At 58.4% G+C, this 22780-nt stretch carries 20 protein-coding genes and 1 tRNA gene; 12 read left to right on the forward strand and 9 right to left on the reverse strand.

All coding sequences use genetic code 11. The features are described 5' to 3' along the window. Positions 1-55: 55 nt before the first annotated feature. Positions 56-1642 carry a peptide chain release factor 3 gene (locus tag GGR28_RS05010; protein ID WP_183494645.1) on the reverse strand — a complete coding sequence of 529 codons (1587 nt, stop codon included), beginning with the start codon at positions 1640-1642 and terminating at the stop codon, positions 56-58. Positions 1643-1677: 35 nt separating this feature from the next. On the opposite strand from GGR28_RS05010, the gene GGR28_RS05015 reads away from it, so the two are divergent. Then, positions 1678-1753 (forward strand) — tRNA-Thr (locus GGR28_RS05015). 64 nt (positions 1754-1817) lie between these two features. Here the strand turns inward: GGR28_RS05015 and GGR28_RS05020 are convergent. The 4 genes from GGR28_RS05020 to GGR28_RS05035 form a co-directional block, all read right to left on the reverse strand. Then, positions 1818-2189, reverse strand: coding sequence for a hypothetical protein (locus GGR28_RS05020; RefSeq protein WP_183494646.1), 372 nt, complete (start codon positions 2187-2189; stop codon positions 1818-1820). A 10-nt stretch (positions 2190-2199) separates the two neighbouring features. After that, positions 2200-3390, reverse strand: a complete 1191-nt coding sequence (locus GGR28_RS05025) for a baeRF3 domain-containing protein (RefSeq protein WP_183494647.1) — start codon at positions 3388-3390, stop codon at positions 2200-2202. A 25-nt stretch (positions 3391-3415) separates the two neighbouring features. Further along, entirely contained in the window at positions 3416-3631 is a 216-nt protein-coding gene (locus GGR28_RS05030; RefSeq protein WP_183494648.1) for a hypothetical protein, read from the reverse strand. Between the two features lie 88 nt (positions 3632-3719). Beyond that, positions 3720-3884, reverse strand: a complete 165-nt coding sequence (locus GGR28_RS05035; RefSeq protein WP_183494649.1) for a DUF1328 family protein — start codon at positions 3882-3884, stop codon at positions 3720-3722. A gap of 160 nt (positions 3885-4044) precedes the next feature. On the opposite strand from GGR28_RS05035, the gene GGR28_RS05040 reads away from it, so the two are divergent. From GGR28_RS05040 to GGR28_RS05050, 3 genes are all read left to right on the forward strand, one after another. Next, the gene (locus GGR28_RS05040; protein WP_183494650.1) at positions 4045-4638 is read left to right on the forward strand and encodes a hypothetical protein; all 594 of its coding nucleotides are present in this window, start codon (positions 4045-4047) and stop codon (positions 4636-4638) included. 71 nt (positions 4639-4709) lie between these two features. Further along, the gene (locus tag GGR28_RS05045) at positions 4710-5354 is read left to right on the forward strand and encodes a TIGR02117 family protein (RefSeq protein WP_183494651.1); all 645 of its coding nucleotides are present in this window, start codon (positions 4710-4712) and stop codon (positions 5352-5354) included. A 56-nt stretch (positions 5355-5410) separates the two neighbouring features. Then, on the forward strand, positions 5411-7837 hold the full coding sequence (locus GGR28_RS05050; RefSeq protein WP_183494652.1) for a S9 family peptidase: 2427 nt from the start codon (positions 5411-5413) through the stop codon (positions 7835-7837). 6 nt (positions 7838-7843) lie between these two features. Here GGR28_RS05050 and GGR28_RS05055 read toward each other — a convergent pair whose 3' ends face one another. Both GGR28_RS05055 and GGR28_RS05060 read right to left on the reverse strand, forming a co-directional pair. Beyond that, positions 7844-9661 (reverse strand): M61 family metallopeptidase, encoded by a 1818-nt coding sequence (locus tag GGR28_RS05055; RefSeq protein ID WP_183494653.1) that lies wholly within the window; start codon positions 9659-9661, stop codon positions 7844-7846. 38 nt (positions 9662-9699) lie between these two features. Then, entirely contained in the window at positions 9700-11523 is a 1824-nt protein-coding gene (locus tag GGR28_RS05060) for a S8 family serine peptidase (protein WP_183494654.1), read from the reverse strand. Positions 11524-11692: 169 nt separating this feature from the next. Between GGR28_RS05060 and GGR28_RS05065 the strand changes: the two genes are divergently transcribed. From GGR28_RS05065 to GGR28_RS05075, 3 genes are read left to right on the forward strand one after another with little or no spacing between them, the layout of a single operon-like run. Further along, positions 11693-12244 carry an RNA polymerase sigma factor gene (locus GGR28_RS05065; protein WP_183494655.1) on the forward strand — a complete coding sequence of 184 codons (552 nt, stop codon included), beginning with the start codon at positions 11693-11695 and terminating at the stop codon, positions 12242-12244. 2 nt (positions 12245-12246) lie between these two features. Further along, the gene (locus GGR28_RS05070; protein ID WP_183494656.1) at positions 12247-13752 is read left to right on the forward strand and encodes a porin family protein; all 1506 of its coding nucleotides are present in this window, start codon (positions 12247-12249) and stop codon (positions 13750-13752) included. A gap of 57 nt (positions 13753-13809) precedes the next feature. Continuing rightward, positions 13810-15399 (forward strand): M28 family peptidase, encoded by a 1590-nt coding sequence (locus GGR28_RS05075; RefSeq protein WP_183494657.1) that lies wholly within the window; start codon positions 13810-13812, stop codon positions 15397-15399. 11 nt (positions 15400-15410) lie between these two features. On the opposite strand, the gene GGR28_RS05080 is transcribed toward GGR28_RS05075, so the two are convergent. Then, on the reverse strand, positions 15411-16709 hold the full coding sequence (locus tag GGR28_RS05080) for a Pycsar system effector family protein (RefSeq protein ID WP_183494658.1): 1299 nt from the start codon (positions 16707-16709) through the stop codon (positions 15411-15413). A gap of 106 nt (positions 16710-16815) precedes the next feature. Here GGR28_RS05080 and GGR28_RS05085 point away from each other — a divergent pair, with 106 nt between their 5' ends. Genes GGR28_RS05085 through GGR28_RS05095 form a run of 3 tightly spaced genes read left to right on the forward strand, consistent with a single transcriptional unit; the run spans position 16816 to position 18856 of the window. Then, complete coding sequence (locus tag GGR28_RS05085; protein ID WP_183494659.1) at positions 16816-17226, forward strand: YkvA family protein; 411 nt, start codon at positions 16816-16818, stop codon at positions 17224-17226. A 59-nt stretch (positions 17227-17285) separates the two neighbouring features. Continuing rightward, positions 17286-17807: a hypothetical protein gene (locus GGR28_RS05090; protein ID WP_183494660.1), complete on the forward strand. Its 522-nt coding sequence runs from the start codon at positions 17286-17288 to the stop codon at positions 17805-17807. An 11-nt stretch (positions 17808-17818) separates the two neighbouring features. Beyond that, positions 17819-18856 (forward strand): PspA/IM30 family protein, encoded by a 1038-nt coding sequence (locus GGR28_RS05095; RefSeq protein WP_183494661.1) that lies wholly within the window; start codon positions 17819-17821, stop codon positions 18854-18856. 7 nt (positions 18857-18863) lie between these two features. Here the strand turns inward: GGR28_RS05095 and GGR28_RS05100 are convergent, their stop codons facing one another. Beyond that, positions 18864-19910 (reverse strand): trypsin-like peptidase domain-containing protein, encoded by a 1047-nt coding sequence (locus GGR28_RS05100; RefSeq protein WP_183494662.1) that lies wholly within the window; start codon positions 19908-19910, stop codon positions 18864-18866. Positions 19911-19977: 67 nt separating this feature from the next. Here GGR28_RS05100 and GGR28_RS19295 point away from each other — a divergent pair, with 67 nt between their 5' ends. Together GGR28_RS19295 and galE are read left to right on the forward strand one after the other, a co-directional pair. Further along, positions 19978-21750, forward strand: a complete 1773-nt coding sequence (locus GGR28_RS19295) for a MutS-related protein (protein ID WP_183494663.1) — start codon at positions 19978-19980, stop codon at positions 21748-21750. Positions 21751-21761: 11 nt separating this feature from the next. After that, complete coding sequence (gene galE, locus GGR28_RS05110; RefSeq protein WP_183494664.1) at positions 21762-22778, forward strand: UDP-glucose 4-epimerase GalE; 1017 nt, start codon at positions 21762-21764, stop codon at positions 22776-22778. Positions 22779-22780: the final 2 nt, after the last annotated feature.

The raw sequence follows: 22780 nt of genomic DNA on the forward strand, positions 1-22780 counted from the left end.
ACGGCAGCCGGTCCGCCATTCGTATACCTCTTCTTCCAGAAAATTTTCGGGGGTCTCAGTGCTCCGAGGTAAGGTGGAACGCGATCTCGGGGTGGTTGTCCCGCGCCATCTGCAGGGTCCAGGCGCTGTCGGCGAGGTAGACCAGACGCCCCTCCTTATCGACGGCGATCTGTTGACGGCGGCGCTCCGAGAAGGCGCGGAGGGCGTCCTCGTCGCTAGAAGTTACCCAGAGTGCCTTGTAGAGGTTGATCGGTTCGTACAGTACCGTCGCGCCGTATTCGTGCTCCAACCGGTACTGAATGACATCAAATTGCAGGGCGCCGACCGTACCGATGATCTGAGCGTTGTCCACCTCACGGGTGAACAGCTGGGCCACTCCCTCGTCCATCAATTGGTCGATGCCCTTGGCGAGTTGCTTGGATTTGAGCGGATCGCCGTTCATCACGCGCCGGAATTGCTCCGGGCTGAAGCTGGGAATGCCCTTAAAGTGCAGCTCCTCTCCCTCCGTGAGGGTGTCACCGATCTTGAAGTTGCCCGAATCGTACAGGCCCACCACGTCGCCGGCGTATGCCAGGTCAATGACCTCCTTGCGATCGGCCATAAAACTGGTTGGGTTGGCGAACTTAAGCTTGCGCCCCTGGCGGACGTGCAGGTAGTTAGTGTTGCGCTCGAAGGTGCCCGCACAGATGCGCAGGAAGGCAATACGGTCGCGGTGCCGCGGGTCCATGTTGGCGTGAATCTTAAAGACGAATCCGGCAAACTGGTTCTCATCGGGCTTCACCTGCCGCTCTTCCGTAGGCCTGGGCTGGGGAGCGGGAGCAATGCGGACGAAGCAGTCCAGCAATTCTTTCACCCCGAAATTATTGACCGCGGAGCCGAAAAAAACCGGACTCACCTCACCGCGCAGGTAGGTATCATGGTTAAATTTTGGGTAAACGCCCCGGATCATTTCGATCTCTTCCCGCAACTCTTCGGCCGCGTCCTCCCCGATAAGCTTCTCCAACTCCGGATCCTGCAGGTCGGTAAATTCAATGGTTTCCTCCGGGCGCCCCTGCTTATTGTCGGGACGAAAGAGGACGATGCGCTCTTCGAAGAGGTTGTACACGCCCTTGAAGCGGTCTCCCATCCCGATCGGCCAACTCAGGGGTACCGCTTTGAGCAAGAGCTTTTGTTCTACCTCATCGAGCAGATCGAAGGCTTCCTTACCCGGTCGATCCATTTTATTGATGAATACGATGACCGGCGTTTTGCGCATGCGGCATACCTCGACCAATTTTTCGGTCTGCTCTTCCACTCCCTTCGCAACGTCGATGACTACGATTACGCTATCGACGGCCGTAAGGGTGCGGTAGGTATCTTCGGCGAAGTCCTTGTGGCCCGGGGTATCGAGAATGTTTATCTTTTTCTCCGCGTAATCGAAGGCCATCACCGAAGTGGCCACCGAAATTCCGCGTTGGCGTTCGATCTCCATAAAGTCGGAGGTCGTGCTTTTTTTGATCTTGTTGCTCTTTACCGCACCGGCTTCCTGGATGGCTCCGCCGAAGAGCAGCAGCTTCTCGGTGAGGGTTGTTTTACCGGCATCCGGGTGGGCGACAATGCCGAAGGTGCGTCGGCGCGCAATTTCTGAAGTTTGCTTGGTCATATTCGGCCGCAAAGATATATCTTTGCCGGCCAAATGCCATCCTAGCTCAGTTGGTAGAGCAATTCATTCGTAATGAATAGGTCGTCGGTTCGAGTCCGATGGATGGCTCCATAAAAAGCGCGGCTTCCCGGAATCGGGAAGCCGCGCTCGTTTATCGTAGTGGCCCCGGGAACCGTTACTGGTTCTTCTTCTGGTTACCGGGCGTCACGCCACCTTCCACTTGATTTTTTGGATTCGTCGTGGAGGTAGAGAAAGCCGCCTCGTACTCATCGTCGGTGTACTTCGGATCGACCAGGGTATCACGCGCAATGCGGAGTGAGTCCGCCCGGTTTGCGTAATTGGTAGTCTGGGTAGTGATTGAGCTGCGGGGCGATTGTTCCTCGTAACTCACTTCTCCGTCGCCGTCCTGGTCGCCGTCTTCGTAGTCCGGCTCGGTTGCAATCACTTCATTCGCATCGATTTCCCCCTCCCGTTCGTCGGTAGAAGAGCAGGAGTACGCGCTGAATGCAGTCAGAAAAAGCAGGATCGCTGCTAAATGGATTTTCATCTTAGGTAGCTTAGTTAGATTCTGAATTGGTTGGATCGGCATCGAGGGTGTACCGATAGATGGCACACAACCCGCCTTCGTCTGCGGGAAGTTCCTCGACCGCAACGTTGTATACGCGGGCACCCGATTGAAAAGCCCGAACTGCCGCGAGATTAAACAGCTCGGTGGCGTTCTTGTCCTCGTCGGTCATCACCTTGACGTCATTGGTATCTGCCCGGTATGCCCCGTAGGTGTAGCGATTCCTGTCCAGCCAGAGCGCGGCGACGCGGCCGTTGATTGCGGCGGGAACGATATCGTGAATGTCCGTACCGGCTTCCCGGCGGGCGAGGTTGTCTCCGTAGAGCTTGCGGTCGCGGTCCCGTTGCTCGTCGAAGTGCTTTCCAATCACCGACCAGGCTCGCTCGTGAATCATTGCTATGTTCGTTTCCTCCAGGTTGCCGGCCACGAAACCGTCCCGGTAAAGGTGGGCATACGTGTTAGCCTCCTGGTAGATCGGGATCAGTTCTTCTACCCCTCCGAGAAGTAGGGGCGCCTTATCGTCGCATAGGTAGTCGGCAATTCCCTTATCCACGCGGTCGAGGTACGTTTTCACCTCTTCCACGTCATTAGATTGCTCGCCCCCGCGATCAAAGTAGGCCTGGTTGTTTCCTCCCCGACTGCCTTCGGGGCCGCCGGCGCGCGACCGCCCGGAGTCGAAGGAATCCTGGAGCAGGGCTGCATCCATATTGACAGGGACCAGGCCTTGCAGATCCACCTCGCTAATGCTATACCGGTTAGCGGTGTACAGCTTTATGGCTCCTTTGCTCAGCGCCAGGATATGGAACCGGTTTTCGGTACCCAGTAGCGGCAACAGTGGGCGGAGATAATACTCTGGCGCCACGTACACCATCGGCTCGAAGTCGATCGGGCACACGTAATAGTCAAAGCGATCCGGGCCGATAAAGATGGCCAGTCCGTCGCTCAGGTTGCTCCAAATCGCACCATTGCTCTCCAACTCGTAGCCGGCGGCTAAAAATTCCTCTGCCTGACTTTCCCGAAGGTCATAGCGGTGCACGAGTTTTTCCCGGGCTTTCTTAAGGGCATTCTTTAGGCGAATACGGTCTTCCTGCCGATTTCCTACGCGGTAAGTAGGCAGGTAGATGCTGATGGAATAGTCATTCGTTGCAGCGGCGAGGGTGTCGAATTGGGTTCGGTTGATCATAAACGTGGATTAAGGCACTTACGTGCTAGGCGCGCCGCCGTCCCTTCAGTACTACAAATAGAATCAGCAGAAAGAAGATCAGGGCAGCAACGATCACCAATCCATTATCGGCGAAAAAACTACCTCCCGTTGGCGTATCGACGGTAGAAGAACTATAGGGACTTTCCCCTTCGGCCTGAGCGAGTAATCCGGAGGCCGAAGCGATGATCGTTGCGAGGATAGAATAGATACGATTGGTCATGCGCACCATGGTGAAATAGATAATTAAGTGAAAGGCCGCGAACGGGGGAGTCCCGAACGCGGCCTTATTTTTACAGTTGGTCGAATTCCTACGCCCGGTTGAAGAGCCTTGCGATGAGGCTGATCACGAGCAGTACGAGGAAAATGTAGAAGAGTATCTGTGCGATACCTGCAGCAGCGCCACCGATTCCTCCGAATCCGAGCAAGCCGGCTACGATGGCGATGACGAAGAAGATAAGGGCATAGCGTAACATAATGTTGGCGTTTGGTTTAGTGAATCGAAGGGTAAGCCTCCTGACAATCAAGGTGTTGCCGAAGAACTTCGCTAATTATAACGGAGCGGTGACATTCGATGTTCGTTGGCTTAAAAATTTTCGCCGCCAACTTCCGCCGGGAACTTCCGTTCCACCGGATATGCCGCTCACCGATCACACCCCCGTCTACCAAAACGTTCAGAGCGAACACCTCCGGGCCTGGTTTGCCGAAACGCTCAGTCACTATCCCGAACTGCTCGACCGCCCCATCTACCTCCGCAAGATTTCCATGCGGTACAGTACCATGCGCGCCCAACCCGTGATCAACTGGCGCTTTTTTCGCAGGAAGTACCGCCATTACCGGGTCGACTTCAGCAACCACCTCGAGGTGACCGCTCACGTAAAGGTGCGGGAACTACCCCGCGACGTGGTGGTCGGCTGGTTCGCCCACGAGCTCGGACACATCGTCGATTACCTGGATCGGCCGTGGCGGGGAATGATCGCCTTCGGTCTCGGATACGCCCTCTGGTCCCGCTACATGCGCGAAGCGGAACGCCGGGCCGACTCGATCGCCGTAGACCACGGTTTCGGAAGCGAAATAATCGCCACCAAGCACTACCTGATGGAGCACGCTACCCTCCCACGCCACTACAAAAAGCGCCTGAAGAAGTATTACCTCTCCGCCGATGAGATCGAAGCCCTGATCACGGCCTACGAGGAGCGCGGGGAAATGCCCGACATCGTGGATATTTAACGGCATCTCACGCGCACCCTACCTCCTCTTTCAACCGTGGCTTGCTCACACCCACCAAAATTTCCTCCGCGTTGCGCATCTTCAAGTTTTTCGGTCAACTGCTCCTCTGGATACTGGGCCTGGTGCTCCTTTACGTAGCCGTTGCCGTTGTCTTTTCGCTCATTCCCACCCGACCGGATCCCGTAGCCGGAACTCCCGACCGGCAGTTGTACATTTCCAGCAACGGGGTACACACCGATTTTATCATTCCGGTAGAGCTGGTTCCCGACCAACTCCTGGACCAACTGGGCTACCTAGCCGACTACCCCTACCTAGCCTTCGGTTGGGGCGATAAGGGCTTCTATCTGGACACCCCGACCTGGGCGGAGCTAAAGGTCAGTATCGCCGTAAAGGCCATGCTACTCCCCAGTCCGACCGCAATCCACGTCACCGGCTACAAAAGCGTTGGCTCCGACTGGGCAAGTCTGCCCCTCACCCAGGAGCAGGTCGATACCCTGAACCGCCACATATGGGACACCTTTCGCCTGACGGACGGAGACAAACTGCAACACATCGATAGTGCCGGATACGGCGACGACGATGAATTTTACGAAGCGCTCGGCTCCTACAATGCCCTGTACACCTGTAACAACTGGGTCAACGCCGGCCTGAAGAAAATGCACGTGCGTACCGCCCTCTGGGCCCCCTCCGAATGGGGAATTATGCGGTGGCTCTAGGAATGTGGTCCCCACCGGAAGGGTGTTATCTTTAAGGCTTTCGACAAAAAAACCGTATGCGTACCCTAACCCTTTGCTTTACCCTATTACTCTGCACCTGCGTCCGCGCCCAGGAAAAGCTCAATTACCAGGAGCCACCCCGGGAAATTCTGGAACTGGTCGACGTAACCGCCGCCCCCACCGTGCTCATGGATCACGAGCGGGAAACCATGCTGCTGCTCTACCGTGACCCCTATAAGCGCATCGCCGAACTTTCCGAGACGGAACTGCGGCTGGGCGGACTGCGCATCGACCCGGCCACCAACATCGGCAGTCGGACCAACTACTACAACGACGTAAAAATCCGGGCCGTAGCGGCCGATCCGGGATCCGAACGCGCACTGGCCGGACTGCCCGCCGACGCCCGCATAGCCAACCTGACCTGGTCTCCGGATCAGTCCATGGTAGCCTTCACGAACACCACCGACCGGGGAGTGGAAGTGTGGCTTGCCGACCTAACATCGGCCACCGCCCGCCGCCTTACCGAAGCCAGCGTCAACGCTAACCTGCGCGACGTGATCAACTGGCAGGAGGACGGACGATCCATGCTGATTAAAATGCTGCCTACCGATCGTCAGCCCCTGGTCGATGTCGGTACCGCGGTACCCTCAGGGCCTACCATCTCGGTCGCGGACGGCAAGAAGGCCCAGAACCGCACCTATCAGGACCTGCTGAGTAACCCCAACGACGAATTTAACTTCGAGCAGCTGGCCCGCTCCACCCTGTACCGGGTAACGCTCGACGGAACGGCCACCGAATTTCTGCCGGCAGCGATGTACGACGGCGTGAGCTTTAGTCCGGACGGTTCTTACATTATGGTCGAGACCATCAACCGGCCATTTTCCTACCTGGTGCCCTACTACCGCTTTCCCTCCACGACCACGATCTATACGCGCGACGGAGACAAGATCAGGACCGTAGCGGAGCTGCCGCTCGTGGAAGACCTGCCGAAGGGCTTTATGGCCACCACTACCGGCCGCCGCAGTATCCGCTGGCGAAGTGACCGGCCGGCAACCCTCACTTACGTAAAAGCGCTGGACGGCGGAGACCCGGCCAATGAAGCAGCCCATCGCGACGAGCTGTTTGAGCTTGCCGCTCCCTTCGACGGCGAGGGGCGTAGCCTGATTAAACTGGTCAATCGCTTCGCCGGCGTGGAGTGGGGAGACGAGCATACCGCCGTTGCTTATGATCGCTGGTGGGATACGCGCAACCAGAAAGCCTACGTGTTCGACCCGGCGGAAACGGAGGGTACCCCACGCATTCTTTTTGACCGAAACTATCAGGATCGGTACAGCGATCCGGGCAACTTCGTAACCACGCGCAACGACTTTGGCAGCGAAGTACTTGCCCTGCAAGGCCAGAATGGGTTTCTCATCGGAGAAGGCTTTACTGAGGAGGGACAATTTCCTTTCGTGAACCGAATTAATCTAGGGACGGGAGAAACGGAAAATGTGTACACCTCCTCCTACACCGATCGACTGGAAAATTTACTCGACTTCGATCCGGAAACCGGAAAATTGCTCGTCCGCCTCGAATCCCCTACGGAATACCCCAACTATTACATCCGAGACCTCAGGGCCGATCGGATGGTTCAGCTCACCGCATTTGACAACCCCTTCAGGAGCCTGCAGGACGTGCACAAAGAGGTGATCACTTACCAGCGGGAGGACGGACTGGAGCTTTCCGGCACCCTCTACCTGCCCGTCGGCTACGATACCCTGAAGAAGGAGAAGATGCCTATGATTCTGTGGGCTTACCCGCGGGAGTTTAAAGACAAGGCCAGTGCCGCCCAGTCGACATCGAATCCGAATCAATTTACCTATCCCTACTACGGCTCTCCCGTTTACTGGGTTGCCCGGGGCTACGTGGTGCTGGATGATGCGGCCTTCCCCATCGTTGGTGAAGGCGAGGAGGAACCCAACGATTCGTTCCGTGACCAGCTGGTAGCCAATGCCCGGGCGGCCATCGACGCGGTGGATGAGCTCGGCTACATCGATCGCAACCGGGTTGCGGTCGGCGGCCACAGTTACGGGGCTTTCATGGTGGCCAACCTACTTTCCCACAGTGATCTTTTCGCGGCGGGGATCGCCCGGAGCGGGGCCTACAACCGAACGCTAACGCCCTTCGGTTTTCAGAGCGAACAACGAAATTACTGGGAGGCTCCCGAAATTTATAACGGGATGTCACCCTTCATGCACGCCGATAAAATGAAGACGCCCCTGCTCCTCATTCACGGAGAAGCCGACAACAATTCGGGTACCTACCCCCTGCAGAGCGAACGCTACTTCAACGCCCTCAAGGGTCTGGGTGCCACCGTGCGACTGGTTATGCTACCAAAGGAGAGCCACGGCTACCGGGCCAAGGAAAGCATTCTGCACCTGCTGTGGGAGCAGGATCAGTGGCTGGAGGAGCACGTCAAGAATCGGGAAGTAATGCGGCGGTAGCCACCGTCACCGGCCCAACCACTGCTTGCGCAGCTCAGACGTTTTCGCATCACGTTCCCCATTTAAAGAGGAGACAAAGGTAGGATCGGTCCCCGCCGTGAATGTTCCGGTCCTGTCCTCTCCCAGCTGGCGGAAACCAATGGTGTAGCTCTTACCGGCTTCGAGCCTTCCGACTATGTCAGTCCATTCACCTACCGTAGTCACCTGCGTGCCGTTCAGCGAGAGGATGATGCTGCCCCGGTCCAGCCCGGCGTCGAATAAAGGATTGGTTTCGAAGACGGGAGCAGCCACGACGGGCCCCTCCTCCCCATCCTTCAACCGCAGTGCAAAAAAGCCTACGCTATCCGGGCGGGCCTGGAGCAGATCGATCCCGTAGGGGCGCAACAGCGCGCTAAAGTCCGGAAGCTTGCTGTCGTACACATGGTCCGCAAACCAGGCGGCGGCAAAGCTGCTGTCCTGGCTAACTTCGGCCAGGGCCAGCTGAATATCACGTACGTGGTAAGGAATTTCGGGAATGCCATAGCGGCGCCACATTAGGCGCATCAGCTCGTCCAGGGTGTGGTCCCGCTGGCGCAGTTCGAGGTCAAGACCGAGCGCCAGAACGGTACCGTACGTATAGTAGCTGACGAAAGTGTTGTCAAAGTTGTCCGGATCGTTCGCCGTCGCCGCATCGACGAAGGGTGCCTGCTGACTCATCTCGATGGGACTGCGGTGGTTGCGGCCCGGACGGTTAATCACGTAGTTGAGGGGCCCGGCGATACCTGCCGCGTAATCGGCCGGATCGAGAATTCCTCCCCGCACCAGCGCCAGGTCATCGTAGTAGCTCGTGAATCCCTCCGCGAACCAGAGCTCACCGCTCATATTTACGTGGTCGAAGGAGAAGGGCTCCAGCGTGGCCGGTCGGATCCGTTCTACGTTCCAGCAGTGAAAGAACTCGTGACTGACCGTGCCGATGAGTCTCCGCTCGTTCCCTTCGAGACCGATGGGGGCGGAGCAGATGGTGGAGTTGCGGTGTTCCATTCCATCTCCACTGATCCAGGGATTGTAGGAGCACAGGAAGACGTAACGGCCGTAGTCGAAGGCGGGCAGTTCCCCAAACACCCGCTGCTGGGCGTGCACTACGCTATCGGTCCACGCCACGTACGCGTCGAATGCCTGGCGGCTCCCTTCGTGCATCATGGCTACCTCAATGGTATCTACCCGTTCTCCGCTGGTCACGGTAAACTCGTCGCGCATCATCCGGCCCACCATCATGGGTGAGTCGTAGAAGTAGTAATAGTTCGGAGCGGCGAAGCGACGGTCACCTAAATTGACCAGCTGGGTAGCCACTTCCCATTCCGGTTGCTGGTCCGCGGCCAATCTCACCATGACCGGACGGTCGTTGAGCCGGTCGCCGTACGGGAAGCTGGCCGGCATATTGAGGTGCAGCTTGCGGCCGTCGATGCCGGAGTAGGTTCCGTCGCCGTCGTTGGCGAACAGGGTGTAGCGAAACGTGACCCGCCCGTCGTGCCCGGTCACCGCCCAGGTGTCGGGATCGATCCGATCGACCCGGAGTTGTTCGCCGCCGGCCGAAGCGCTCACGTCGTATACGTTCTTGGCAAAATTGTGCTGGGCGTACCGGCCGGGGCTGGCCTGGGGCATGCGCACGAAAAACACCCCGGAGGGAACGGCCGGAAAAGTAACCGTGATCCGCAATTCGTGCTGTTGCACTCGCGAAAGGTCAAGGTCGTACACGATGGTCCCCGGGTGTTCGGCCACCCACTCCAGTTGGGCGCAGAGCAGGGTGCTGGAGAGGAGGAAAAGGAAAGAAAGAACGTGACGCATTCGGTTGCCGGGATAATTGTACCCGCCAATATAGCACCTTACCCTATCCCGGTGAGCTCGCGTACGAACGGCCGGTAGCCCGCTGCCCGCAACCGATCGATGTTGTCGCGGGCGAGTTCAGCCGTTGCAAACTGACCTACGAGTACCCGGTAGACCGTGCTGCCGTTTGTCTCTACGGGACTGATTGCAACGGGCAGATTGAACTCCGACTGCAGCTTTGCACTAAGATCGGCTACCGCAGCGTGGTTGCTCAGGGCGCTGACCTGAAGGCTATACGTTCCGGCTTGAGGGAGCGTCACGGCAATGGGCGGGGGCGCAGGAGCATTGCCATTTCCACGGTAGCGAAGGGCTTCGGCAACCGCCCGATCGGCATTGACCCGCCCGTAGCCATACCGGTCGCTGTATCCGCCGGCATCGTAGTCGGAGGGGGTACCGATTTTATCGGCAGTACGTTGCAGAATGGCTTTGACCTCCGCACTGGTCAGTTCGGGATTAGCGGACAGCATCAGCGCGCAAATGCCGGCCACCAGCGGAGTAGCACAGGAAGTACCCCCGAAGTGCTTATGGTAGGGGCCGCGGTCGCGTCCGTCGGCATAGTACTTCTTCTCGGGAGACACCCGGGGTACCCCCGGATCCCAACTGGCGCGTGCCGCCAGTATCGGCCAGCCGCCGTCGCTGGGCGCTACGACGGTGAGGCCGGGGCCGCGGTTGGAATAGGAGGCGTGGGTGTCGTTGCTCGTCGAGGCCCCCACCGCGATCACGCCGGGTAGCTGGGCGTAGTAGTTGATCAGGTTCTTCCCCTCGTTACCGGCCGCGAAAACGACGATACATCCCTTGCCGCCACGGCCCCTGGTCAGGGCGGAGGTGACCGCACGTTCGTGAAGCGCGCCGGGTCGATAAATAGCTTCGACGGTACCCCAGGAGCAGGAAATAACATCGGCACCCGAAGTTACGCAGTGGTTAAACATCCGTTCGGTATAGTAGGGCGAATAGGTAAGTCCGTGCAGGGGCATCAACCGGGCATTGGGGGCCGCACCGACGATCCCGGTTCCGTTGGCCGCACCGAGGGCGACACTCGCGCAGGGCGTTCCGTGGGTGCCGGCCGCCGCCCCGACGGGTAATTTGGTCTCGTTGGAATTAATGTGGAGGGGGTGAACGCTTTTACCCGCCAGGTCGGGGTGGTTGAGGTCGAATCCCTTGTCGATGACGGCGATGGTGACGGCCGACGAGCCCAGGCTGTTGAGCCGCTTCCATGCGGCACGCACCCGGGCATCGGCACCCCGCTTGAGGGGATAATTGGGTACGCCCGGTATACTCCCCTCGTTTTCCAGGTGCCACTCTTCGGGAAACAACCCGTCCCGCGGCTCGGAAAAATACTGATCGAGCGGTACATCGAGATCGGGAATTGCGGTTTCAATTATCGGCAATTCCTGGAGGGCTGCAGCAACTTTCAGCGGATTGCGGCTGCGCCGGGTGACAGACAACAGGATGGTTCCGTCCGGCCGGTCTTCCTCGATGGTCAGGTTTAGTCGTTGAAAGATCAGCCGGACCTCGTTGCGGTCGGCGTTCTCCACCGGCGTACAGTAGATCAGTCCGGTGGGCACCACGGGACGGTTGTCGTTTTCGGCAAAATAAACGTGGGTGCCGACGCTGACTCCTTCACTCTGCCGCACCTGATCCAGGGCCCGGTCGATATTCCGACCCGGATCGAGGGCAACCACCTCGAATCCACCAAGCTCGGGCATGACTTCCTCCCGGACTTCGGGCGGCTTTTCTTCGCCGCTGATTTTGAGGCCGACCAGGGCCTCGCTTTTGCGCAAGTTCAGGTTGCCGTTGCTCGTCCTGACGTTGATGGTGCTCATAAGATCAAGGTAGCCAATTTACCCATCTTGCGGTAGGGGCGACTAATTTAACCGTCGCTGGCAGCACATTCTTCCCGAGAACCGTTTACCTTACGGTTATTCCGCACGCGTGGTGGGTGGTTCCTTTCAGGACTCAACCGTTGCGCTGGTTTAACCCGCAGAAATCGTTATGGATTATACGATATGCCTGGAGAATGATGAAGAACGCTTCGTAGCCGCCCTGCGACGGGGTGACCGGGAAGCGCAACGCGTACTCTACGAGACTCACTTCAGCCCACTGATGGCCATCTGCCAGCGGTATACCGGCAATGAAGACGAGGCCATGGACCTGTTGCACGAAAGTTTCATCAAGATCTTTGGCAAGATCGGCCGGTACGAAAGCGGTACGGCCTTGTTGGCCTGGATGCGGCGCATCACGGTCAATACGGCGATCGACTACTACCGGAGGTCCGTTCGACGACGTACCGAAGACCTGGAGCGTGCTTACCACATAAGCAGCGACGTGCCGGATGTCATTGCCCAGTGTTCCGCCAAGGAAATACTGGCTGCCGTTCAGCAACTGCCGCCCACCTACCGCACGATCTTCAACCTGTACGTCATCGAAGGATATAGCCATAAGGAGATCGGCGAACAGCTTAATATTACTGATTCTACCTCACGTTCTAACCTGGTCAAGGCAAGGAGTAAACTCCAAAAGTCCCTTACCGCACCGGGCCGCTAGTAATGAAACAAGAAAAACACCTCTTTGACGAACTGATCCGGCAACGGATCGCCAGCCTGCCGCCGCCGCCGCCGCGCGGCTGGGACGAGTTGGAGCGTAAACTGGATGCTCCCGCGCCCGTCGACCAATCCGTAGCCAGTAAGCTGGCGACGCTTGCCCCCGTAGCTCCGAGTGGAAGCTGGGACGCGTTTGAAGTCAAACTTGCCGCCGCCGAGAAGCAGGTAGATCAGGCCATCGCCGATGGCCTGCACCATTCCGCCCCGTCCGCCCCCTCCGGCTGGGCCCTCCTCGCCGCCCGCCTCGAACTCATCGGCCAGCGCCGGGAAATGGTGTTCTGTCTCAAAGTATCGGAAGCCGCCCTGCTGCTAAGCGCACTGCTCCTGTTCCTGCGGTTTGGTGACCAATCCCCCACGCGGCCCCTGGCACTCGATCCGAGCCTCACCCCCGCCACCGCCTTCCCAATCAGCCAATCTGCACCATCTGCTGCCACAGCTCCTCTAGCATTCCGGGAAAAGGCGCTCGGCACCACTGCCCCCACTAATAACGCATTGGCGACCGATCTTTCACGAGCACCCTCGGTGGAAATGCTTCCCCAAGGATCCCCCAGGCCGGTTCCGACCTCGCAAACAAGCAGCACCAATTACCGGACGAAGAACGGATTAAGCTCAACTGCGGCAATCGAACGGTTTTCTCATTCCGCCAACGTCCTGCCGCTGAGCGTGCAACCCGCCCTGCAACTCCCGCCCCTGGTTACGGGCGAGGCCATCCGGTATTACCTGAACGTCTTTACCTCCCCCATCGACTTCAATCAGGTGGTCACCCTGGAGAATCCCTCGCTCGGTATTCAGCCACAGTCGACGCTCTCCACGGGCCATAGCTTCGGCGTTCTGGTCGACATCACTCAGGGAGACAACGCGCTACAGACCGGCCTGATTTACGGCTACCGCTCTTACGTACCGACTGAAATTCTTAGCCTCGAGAACGTACGCAATCAGCAGGAGGACGCGGACCGCATCCGCTTCGGTCGCCTTACCTACAAGTCCGTTTCCATTCCCCTGAACTACGAACGTGAACTGCACACGACCGAGCGGTGGCGTTTTGCCGCAGGCTTGGGTGTATCGATGAACGTCATCCTTTCCTCGGAATTCAAGCTCGGTGATGGCTTTACCATGGAAGACCTCGACCGGCAGATTCGTGAGTTCCGCGAACAGCGCCGCACCGCGGGCAACATTCCCTTCGAAGGTCGGGAACGCGGCACCAACACCATCCTCTCCCCCGAAGCCGGCTATCTGGAAGGCGGTTCCCTACTCGATAACAGTAGCCTCTACCTCAGCGGTAACTTTAGGGTCGAGCGCCTGTTGACCGATCAATGGAGCCTGTACTTCTCGCCCACCGTTACCCGACTAATCACCGTCAGAACCGACGACGGTGGCAAGGGGCCCCTCGAAGATCGCATCCACAACACCATGCTCCGGTTGGGAACCCGCATCCGGCTAACCGATAAATAGCCGTTAAACTTACCTTAGCGGTTCAACCTCCCGTAGTCCCGGTCACGTTACCCGCTCATGAACCGTCTTTCCGTCCTTGCGCTCGCACTGCTCTGCGCCCTTCCCGCTTTTGCCCAACGTGCCGCCCTGCCCACCACCGATGCCGAGGCACGGGCCCTTGCCGCCACCATTACCCCCACCGATCTCCGACGTCACCTCACGGTGCTCTCCGCCGACGACATGGAAGGACGGGAAACCGGAGAGCCCGGTCAAAAAAAGGCGGCGGCCTACCTCCAATCTCAACTGGAAGATCTGGGTTTCCCGGCCGTCGGAGAGAACGATGGGTACTATCAGACCATTAAATTCAGTCGTCAGAAATGGGAAGACGTCTCAATGGTCCTCAACGGCAAGGAATTGCGGCACCTGTGGGACTTTTACTCCGCCCCAAGTCAGAATAACAGCCGCGACCAAACCGTCATCGACGAGATCACCTTCCTGGGCTATGGCATCGACGATGGGACCTACAGCGACTACCGCGAGCACGATCTTAGGGGAAAATCCATCCTCATTTTCTCCGGTGAACCCCGCAACGCTAAGGGTAATTTTTTGCTGACCGGAACCAAGGATCCCTCCGACTGGAGCCTGAACGATGGCCAAAAACTACGCCTGGCGCGGGAGCGCGGTGTCGAGACGGTATTCGTGATCGACCCCTCCTTCAAGCAGAACGTGCAGGAAGTACGCAAAGAAACCCTCGACGGCCGAATGCGCATGGCCGAGCAAACGGAGGCGGAGCGGCGGGAGGCAAACAGCGTCTACCTCACACCGGAGGTGACCCGGAGACTGTTGGGTGACCAATACCGGAAAGTAATCAAGGCACGCAAGAAAATAGAAAAATCCGGCAAATCGCGGCCCGTTACCGTACCCACCGACATTGTGCTCACCCAACGTAAAGAAGTCACCGAACTCATCGGTGAAAACGTACTCGGATTCCTCGAGGGAACCGACCCGGTGCTGAAGGAAGAGATACTCGTCGTTAGTGCCCATTACGACCACATCGGCCGCCGGGGCGATGCTATCTTCAATGGGGCGGACGATAACGGTTCCGGTACCAGCACCGTGCTGGAAATCGCCGAGGCCTTCGTACAGGCCAAGCGGGAGGGAAAGGGGCCCCGTAGAAGTGTTCTCTTCCTCTGGGTAAGCGGGGAAGAAAAAGGACTGCTCGGATCGGAGTACTACTCTACCCATCCGGTGTTCCCCCTGGACCAGACGATAGCGGACATCAACGTCGATATGGTGGGCCGCGTAGACGAAAAACACGCGGACAACCCCTACTATATCTACGTGATCGGAAGCGACCGCCTGAGTTCCGAGTTGCACCAGATCAACGAAACGGTCAATAAGGACTTCACGCAACTCGAACTGGACTATACCTACAATGCGGAGGACGATCCTAATCGGTACTACTACCGTTCCGACCACTACAACTTCGCCCGTAATGGCATTCCGAGCATCTTCTTCTTCAACGGAAGCCACGCCGACTACCACCGCGACACGGACACGATTGAGAAGATCGATTTCGAGAAGATGGCGCGCATCGGCCACCTGGTGTTCTTCAATGCCTGGCAACTAGCCAATCAGGATAAGCGAATCGAAGTTGACGTCAAGTAATCGGGCTACCGCTAGAAACCGAAGATCGAGCTGCCGGGATTGACCTCGGTCTGCTGGTTGTAGTACATGGCCGCCGCCACGAACGAAAGCACCGCGATGATGATCCCGAATAGAAATACGTTATAACAAATCCTGAGGTAGGTGTACTTCTTTGCCAACACCACGCCCAGGTAGTAGATGTCGCGGGTCATGGTGGAATACAGGAAATCCTCGTCGCGAATCATCTCCATCATTCCGTAGTGGAAATCAGCGAGCTTCATGTTATAGAAGTTGCCAAAAAACAACAGGTTGCTCCGTTTGGTCTCGATGTCCTCCAGACTCACCTCACCCTCGGTCACCTTTGGGCGGGTGGCCTGAATAGCGTAGAACAGTGACACCAGGCACACCCCTACCAGGATAATCGTCGGCGCGGTAAGGTGGGGATTCGAATCAAGCTTGGGAAACAAATTGGCCGCCGAGATACTCAGGATGATCGCATTGACCGAGAGCATAATGTTTGCCTTGTTATCGGCAATGCTGCTGAGGTTGACGTGGGTACGGTAAGTGGCCCGAAACATCGTCTCCACTCCCCTACCCGGCCGCAGGTCCTTTGCCTTGCCTGCCTTGCCCGCCGTGTCGTCCTTGCGTTTCTTGAACTGCTTCTTTTTTGTTTTTGCCCGCTCGAGTTCCTCGAGCGTAGTGGGGGTCTGATCGGGATAGAGTGCTTTTTTACGTTTGTAAAGTTGCCTGACGTGCTTCTCCTTTCGCTCACCGAAGAGCTCCCGGGCGGCCTCCGTATGGTATTCGTGATCGACCATAAAGGCAAGTTCAAAATCGATCCACTCCTGGTCCGACATGACCGCATTGCGGGTTAGGGCGAATTCCTGACGTACCCGTCCGCAACGGTCCCAGTAGCTGGCCTCTCCCAGGTGACTTAGGTCGGCGTCAGCTACGATCTCCTCCAGAAAGGTATTCGGCTGTTGGGGGATGCGGGTAGCCATGATAGCTCCACGGATGTCCGTGATGAGTGCCTCGTCGTCCACGCCCTTCTCGCGCAAGAAGGCTTCGGCGTTCTCGGCACTGCGCACCTCATGGTCCGGCCACCCCTGAGCGTAGCCGGTATCGTGAAACCAGGCGGCGATGCGAATGACCGTTAACTCCCGCGGCGTCAGTTCGTAAAAGGTAGCCAGCTCTCCGGCGGCCTCCACTACGGCACAGGTGTGCTGAAAGTTGTGGTACACGAACTTTGGATCAATCTTCTCCTTGATGTATCGCTCAACGTGGGCTTTCACCTGGGGAAGCAAATCGGCCGGTATGATCACTGTGTCCATGCTGTAAATATAATCACCCGCCCCCCCGCTCCGTGCGCCGCTCGGCGGAAGAAGCGATAACCCCAATGCGGTCTCGTGCGTTTCTGTATAAAATCACGGTATTCCCATGAATCTCCTACCCTACCGTCGCTTTTTTAGTCCCGGACGTTTCTGGGCAAAACTGGCCGGATTCGCCAGAACGGCCGGTACCAAGACCGTCTATACGGCCCTGCTGCTGTACTACGCTTACGAACGGGACGATACGCCAGGCTGGGCAAAAAAGACCGTACTGGGCGCGCTCGGCTACCTGGTGATGCCCCTCGATGCGGTGCCCGACCTTACCCCGATCCTGGGTTATACGGACGATGTCGCGGTACTCGGTGCCGGTCTGATCACGGTGGCCGCCTACATCAACAAGGACGTCCGCAGCAAAGCCCGGAACAAGTTGCACAAGTGGCTGCCCAATCCTAGTGAAGCCGACATTCGCGACGTCGAGTCCCGTCTGGGAGATCCGCCCGACAGTGATCCGATTCAGTAAGTGGGCTTCCCCCCAAATTCGGGCTGCTTACATTTGTCACCTGCATAAACTCCCCCCCAATGTCCGGCACCAATAACCGATTCGCCAACGCCCTGATGAAAGCCCTGGAGAAAAGAAACCTCGAAGGCTTTGACTACTTAGAATTCAAACAGTCGGTGGGCCGCCTGACCGATATCGGCATGGACCTGGATACCGCCATAAACTCCGCCTTCATCACGGGCTCGAGCGTTGGCCTGACGAAGGAGAAGCTCATCAAAACGGCCGGGTACTACGCCGAAGTACTCCAGGACGAGAAGGCGCAGTTTATGCGTAGCCTGGAGAAACACCTGGTCGACAATGTGGAGGGAAAAGCCAAGCAGACCGGCGAACTGAAGAAAAAGATTGCCAATTGGGAAACCAAGATCGAGCAACTCCGGCAACAGGTCGAGGCGGCCCGCCAGCAGATCGACGCGGCAGACGCCCAGATCCAGGCCGCCCGCACCAAAGCGGAGGAAAACCAGAAAGGATTCGAAGAGGCCCTGGAAGTCATCACCACCACCATCAACCAGGACCTGGACAACATTCGTCGCGTAATCTCTTAACCCCCTCTCCGATGACTCCACCGGCTCCCAATAAGAAATCCTTCTGGCAACGTCCGGAAGGGGTAACGGGTCTGATCTTCCTCGTTGCGCTTCTAGCCGGTGCCGGCTTGTTGATCACGACCTTCTCGGGTGTTATCCTTCCCTTCCTCTCGACGACCATCGGAATCGTCGTCGCCGGCATCGTACTTCTTTCGGTGGTATTCGCCATCGCCGATCCGCGCACCCGCACGCTACTGGGCTATATGTACAAAAGCGCCATGCGTAAGGTGACCGGACTCTTCGTCAACATCGACCCCATCGGCATTCTAAAGTCCTACGTCGAGGAACTCGAGCGCAACCTCCAGGAAATGCGAAAGCAGATCGGCAAGATCCGCGGACAAATGCGTCACCTGACCAGCCTCATGGAAACCAACGAGACGGAGGTCAAAAAGCAACTTAAACTGGCCGCCCTCGCCAAGGAGAAGGGGAAGAACCAGCAAATGATCCTCAGCAGCCGCCGGGCCGCCCGCCTGCGGGAGAGCAACCAGAAGTACCAGGTCTTGCTGACCAAAATGGAGGTGCTCAACCGGGTGCTCAACCGCATGCACCAGAACAGCGAAGTGCTGCTGGAAGATACCCGCGATCAGGTAGACCTGCGCATCCAGGAACGCAAGGCCATCCGGGCCAGCCACGGTGCCATGACCTCCGCCATGAGCGTCATCAACGGTGACCCCGATCAGCGCGCCATGTTCGACCAGGCCATGGAGGCCATCGCGGAAGACGTAGCCAACAAGGTCGGAGAAATGGAACGCATGATGGAACTGAGCAACGACTTCATGGCCAGCGTTGACCTGCAGAACGGTGTGTTTGCGGACGAGGGTCTGCGCATGCTCGAAGAATGGGAGCAAAAGAGCGAGCTACTCCTCAGTGAAGGCCATATTCAGTTCGACCTCAACGATGCCCCCACCGCCCGCAGTGAGGAAAAACTTGACCTCGACGAGCTTGCCCGCAAGCGCCCGGATCCCCAAAAGAGGACCGATAACACCGGATACGACCAGTTTTTTAACTGATCCGTCCCTACCAACCTGCCCCAAACTCATCGACCAGTACGTTATCGTAAGCGTCGGCGTGCTCAAACAATCGTTCGAATCGGGGCAGTGCAGTCTCCACGGTCAGGTAACGATCGTAAATAAGCAGCGACAGGATGATATCCTTGCCGTAAGTCGAAAATGTAAGCTGGTGGAGCCGCGCATTTTCCCGCAGTAGGTAGGCGAACAATTCCGGTCCGGCCCCCTCGGGTATTTTACACAGGTAGGCGTCGCCGGTGACCAGCCCGCTGTCCTCGTGGTAAGCCAGTTGGATCGTAGCACTTCCCCGGCGGATGTTCCACAAGTTAGGCCCCCGGCGGGCCAGCCGTGGATCGTGTCCTCCGGCAGTAATAATTTCTTCAATCGTCGCATTCACGCCCGTCGGCTCCGGATCATCCACCATCGACGGCAGGGTTAGCCCCATACCACACCCCGGACAGAATCCCCGCGGATTGCGCTCGGTTTCGAAGGTCACCGCCCGGCAGTCGAAGCAGCGGGCCGCCGTCATTCCGCCCCCACTCTCAAAGGCTTCCACCACTTCCCTGAGGGTCTCGGCGGGCAGCGTCATCGTTTTCGTGCCGTCCTCGGGCAGATCCATCATGTTGATCCCGAGCAGCTCTCCGCCGGGGGTGAACAAGGGTCCCCCGCCGTAGGTGAGCTCCCGCCGGGCGTCGTGCACGAGGTAGTTGATTCCATTGTAGTCGCGGTCCGTTTCCATCACTCCCCCTTCCAACTGTACCAGCTCCCCGCCAAAGTGCTGTCCGAAGGACACCACCTCATCCCCCACCTGTGCCGGACCGCCGAGCACCAGGGCCGGCAGGTCGGAGGGCCGGTCGATCCGAAGAAAGGCCAGATCGTAGTATGCGTCGAGGTAGACCACGTGGGCCAACTGCTCCTCGACGTCGGGTGAACCCACCACCACCGAGGCATTGTCCCGAACCACGTGTTCGTTGGTAACGATGATCCCACGGTGCGGCAGGTAGGTGCCGGTACCGGTACTGTAGGGCGTGGCGACCTGAATAACGTAGCGATGCATCACGGAGCTGGTTAGTGAATTCGAAGGTACGGCGTACATCAGCGGCATCCTTCGCATATTTGTGCCCGTGAATGCACCCGAAACCTACTACACCGAGCTGGCCCGGACCCAACTGGACCGCGCCCGGCGGTTGCAACAGTGCTATGATCGGCTCGCGATCGTGCGGTTGCTGTTCGTTGTCGGCTTCGTGGGCTTACTCATTTTCTCCTGGTCTACCGGCTTCTGGGCGGGAGCGTTGACCACCCTTACCGGAACCGTCCTGCTTGCCTTCGGCGTGCGCTACCACCAGCGTATCGGACAGGCGGCGGCGGGTGCGCGGGTGCAGGGTCAACTGGCCGAAGCGGAGATCACTGGCTTAGCCCACCAATTCAGTCAGTGGCCTGACGGCAGGGAGTATGCGTCTCCCGATCACCCGTATGCGGGCGACCTGGACATTTTCGGGCCCCACTCCCTCTTCCAGTACCTCAACCGGACCGTTACCGCCATCGGTAGCCACCGACTGGCGGAACAATTATCGATTCCGGCACCCCATCCGGTTTCGGAAACCCGCCGTGCCGCGGGCCGCGAACTGGCCACTCGCCCCGATTGGTGTATGGAATTCCGCACCCGCGGCAACGAACTCGCCGACGACCCCGCCTACGCCCGCAGGCTGCTGGAGTGGGCGAACCGGCCGGCGGTCGTCACCGGAGCTTACGCACGGGCAATGCGGTTTGCCGCACCCGCCCTGAGCGCGATCGGCATATGGTTCTCCTTTACCCAGCAACCCTGGCAACTGGGACTGTTGTTTTTCATTCCCGCCTTTCTGCTGCTGCGGCGCTATTCGGAGGCAGCGGCCACCGAACACGCCTATACCGCCCAGGCGGGCCGCATACTGCAGGGCTACCAGCGGCTGTTCCAGCATATGGAAGCCGAAGCAAGCGAGCTCCCCACCGCGTCCGCCGCCATCGGGCGGTTGTCCTTTTACGTTAGCCAGCTGGACGTTCGCTATAACCCCTTCGTATTCATGCTGGAGATTACGGGGCTCTGGAGCATTCAGTGGCTGTACCGACTCGATAGCTGGCGCACCGCCCACCGGGACGACCTTCCCCGCTGGCTCGAGGCGCTCGCCGAGACCGATGCCCGGGTGTCGTGGGCTACCCTGCGCTTCAATCAGCCCACCTGGACAGAGCCGGAGCTGACGGACGAAAAAGTACTACAGGCCACGGGACTCGCCCACCCCCTGCTGCCGCCCACCGGGAGGGTGACCAATGACGTCAGCATGTCCACCGACGGGCATATAGATCTGGTAACGGGCAGCAACATGGCCGGCAAATCCACCTGGCTGCGTACGGTCGGCATCAATATCGTACTTGCCCGTGCCGGTGGCCCCGTATGTGCACTGCGCCTGCGCACCGCCGCCCTACAGGTTTGGACCTCCATGCGTACCCACGACGACCTGAGCGAGAGCACTTCCAGTTTTTACGCCGAACTGAAGCGGCTCAAGGCGATCATCGAGGCCGTAAGCGATTCCGAACAGCAGGTGTTTTTTCTGCTCGACGAAATCCTGAAGGGGACCAACAGCCGCGATCGACACACCGGCTCGCGTGCCCTGATCCGACAGCTGATTCGCGAGCGGGGTGCCGGCATTATTGCCACCCACGACCTGGAACTTGCCGCCCTCGAAAACGAGCCCGGCAGCCGGGTGGAAAACTACGCGATGGAAGTGCAGACTAAAAACGGAGAACTGGTGTTCGACTACAAGTTGCACCGGGGTGTAAGTCGTAGTTTTAACGCCACCGCGCTGATGGCCCGGATGGGCATCGACATCGACCCCGAAGACATAAAATTGACCCACGACTAATCCACCCATACATGAGTAAAGGAAAAATATTGGTAACCGGCGGCACCGGATACATCGGCAGCCACACCGTAGTGGACCTGATCGAGAACGGCTTCGAAGTTGTCAGCGCCGATAATTACCACAACAGCAAGGCCAGCGTCCTGGACGGCATCGAGGCGATCACCGGCGTGCGGGTGGTGAACCACAACATCGATCTGGCGGACCAGGCGGCTACCGAAAAGCTCTTCGCCAGTCATAAATTCGACGGGGCCATCCACTTTGCCGCCTACAAAGCGGTGGGGGAAAGCGTCGATAAGCCGCTGGAGTACTTCCGCAACAACCTGAACAGCCTGATCAATGTGATCGACGGACTGCGCAAACAGGGCAACAGCAACCTGGTGTTCTCCTCCAGCTGCTCGGTGTACGGCAACGCCGATGAGCTGCCCGTCACCGAACACACCCCGCGGAAGGACGCCGAAAGTCCCTACGCCCGCACGAAGCAGGTAGGAGAGGATATTCTGTACGACTTCTGCGCCAAGCACAAAGATTTCTCCGCCATCCTGCTCCGTTACTTCAATCCCGCCGGCGCCCACCCCAGCGGCAAGATTGGTGAGGATGCCTCGAACGCAGCCAGCAACCTCGTGCCCGTGATCACGGAGGTCGGTGCGGGCAAGCGGGAAAAAATGACCGTCTTCGGCGACGATTACGATACCCGCGACGGCAGTTGCGTACGCGATTACATCCACGTGTCCGACCTGGCACACGCCCACACCCTGGCCCTGGAATACCTCATCGGCGGCAAGGCCAGCGAGAATCCCGCCCTGTTCAATCTGGGTATCGGAGAGGGTCTCACTGTCCTGGAGGTGATCGAAGCCTTCGAGAAGGTCAGTGGCCGGAAATTGAACTACGAGATCGGTCCCCGCCGCCCGGGCGACGTGATCGCCGTATTCGCCGATCGCAGCAAGGCAACGAATGAGTTGGGTTGGCAGCCCAAGTACGGCGTCGAGGAAATCATGCGCACCGCCTGGAACTGGGAAGAGAAACGGTAGCG

Source organism: Neolewinella aquimaris, assembly GCF_014197245.1.
Classification (GTDB): domain Bacteria; phylum Bacteroidota; class Bacteroidia; order Chitinophagales; family Saprospiraceae; genus Neolewinella; species Neolewinella aquimaris.

Excerpts from the sequence above, each read along its gene's own strand:
- GGR28_RS05010 (WP_183494645.1), bottom strand. The coding sequence starts at position 1,642 with ATGACCAAGCAAACTTCAGAAATTGCGCGCCGACGCACCTTCGGCATT.
- GGR28_RS05020 (WP_183494646.1), bottom strand. The coding sequence starts at position 2,189 with ATGAAAATCCATTTAGCAGCGATCCTGCTTTTTCTGACTGCATTCAGC.
- GGR28_RS05025 (WP_183494647.1), bottom strand. The coding sequence starts at position 3,390 with ATGATCAACCGAACCCAATTCGACACCCTCGCCGCTGCAACGAATGAC.
- GGR28_RS05030 (WP_183494648.1), bottom strand. The coding sequence starts at position 3,631 with ATGACCAATCGTATCTATTCTATCCTCGCAACGATCATCGCTTCGGCC.
- GGR28_RS05035 (WP_183494649.1), bottom strand. The coding sequence starts at position 3,884 with ATGTTACGCTATGCCCTTATCTTCTTCGTCATCGCCATCGTAGCCGGC.
- GGR28_RS05040 (WP_183494650.1), top strand. The coding sequence starts at position 4,045 with ATGCCGCTCACCGATCACACCCCCGTCTACCAAAACGTTCAGAGCGAA.
- GGR28_RS05050 (WP_183494652.1), top strand. The coding sequence starts at position 5,411 with ATGCGTACCCTAACCCTTTGCTTTACCCTATTACTCTGCACCTGCGTC.
- GGR28_RS05055 (WP_183494653.1), bottom strand. The coding sequence starts at position 9,661 with ATGCGTCACGTTCTTTCTTTCCTTTTCCTCCTCTCCAGCACCCTGCTC.
- GGR28_RS05060 (WP_183494654.1), bottom strand. The coding sequence starts at position 11,523 with ATGAGCACCATCAACGTCAGGACGAGCAACGGCAACCTGAACTTGCGC.
- GGR28_RS05065 (WP_183494655.1), top strand. The coding sequence starts at position 11,693 with ATGGATTATACGATATGCCTGGAGAATGATGAAGAACGCTTCGTAGCC.
- GGR28_RS05070 (WP_183494656.1), top strand. The coding sequence starts at position 12,247 with ATGAAACAAGAAAAACACCTCTTTGACGAACTGATCCGGCAACGGATC.
- GGR28_RS05075 (WP_183494657.1), top strand. The coding sequence starts at position 13,810 with ATGAACCGTCTTTCCGTCCTTGCGCTCGCACTGCTCTGCGCCCTTCCC.
- GGR28_RS05080 (WP_183494658.1), bottom strand. The coding sequence starts at position 16,709 with ATGGACACAGTGATCATACCGGCCGATTTGCTTCCCCAGGTGAAAGCC.
- GGR28_RS05085 (WP_183494659.1), top strand. The coding sequence starts at position 16,816 with ATGAATCTCCTACCCTACCGTCGCTTTTTTAGTCCCGGACGTTTCTGG.
- GGR28_RS05090 (WP_183494660.1), top strand. The coding sequence starts at position 17,286 with ATGTCCGGCACCAATAACCGATTCGCCAACGCCCTGATGAAAGCCCTG.
- GGR28_RS05095 (WP_183494661.1), top strand. The coding sequence starts at position 17,819 with ATGACTCCACCGGCTCCCAATAAGAAATCCTTCTGGCAACGTCCGGAA.
- GGR28_RS05100 (WP_183494662.1), bottom strand. The coding sequence starts at position 19,910 with ATGCATCGCTACGTTATTCAGGTCGCCACGCCCTACAGTACCGGTACC.
- galE (WP_183494664.1), top strand. The coding sequence starts at position 21,762 with ATGAGTAAAGGAAAAATATTGGTAACCGGCGGCACCGGATACATCGGC.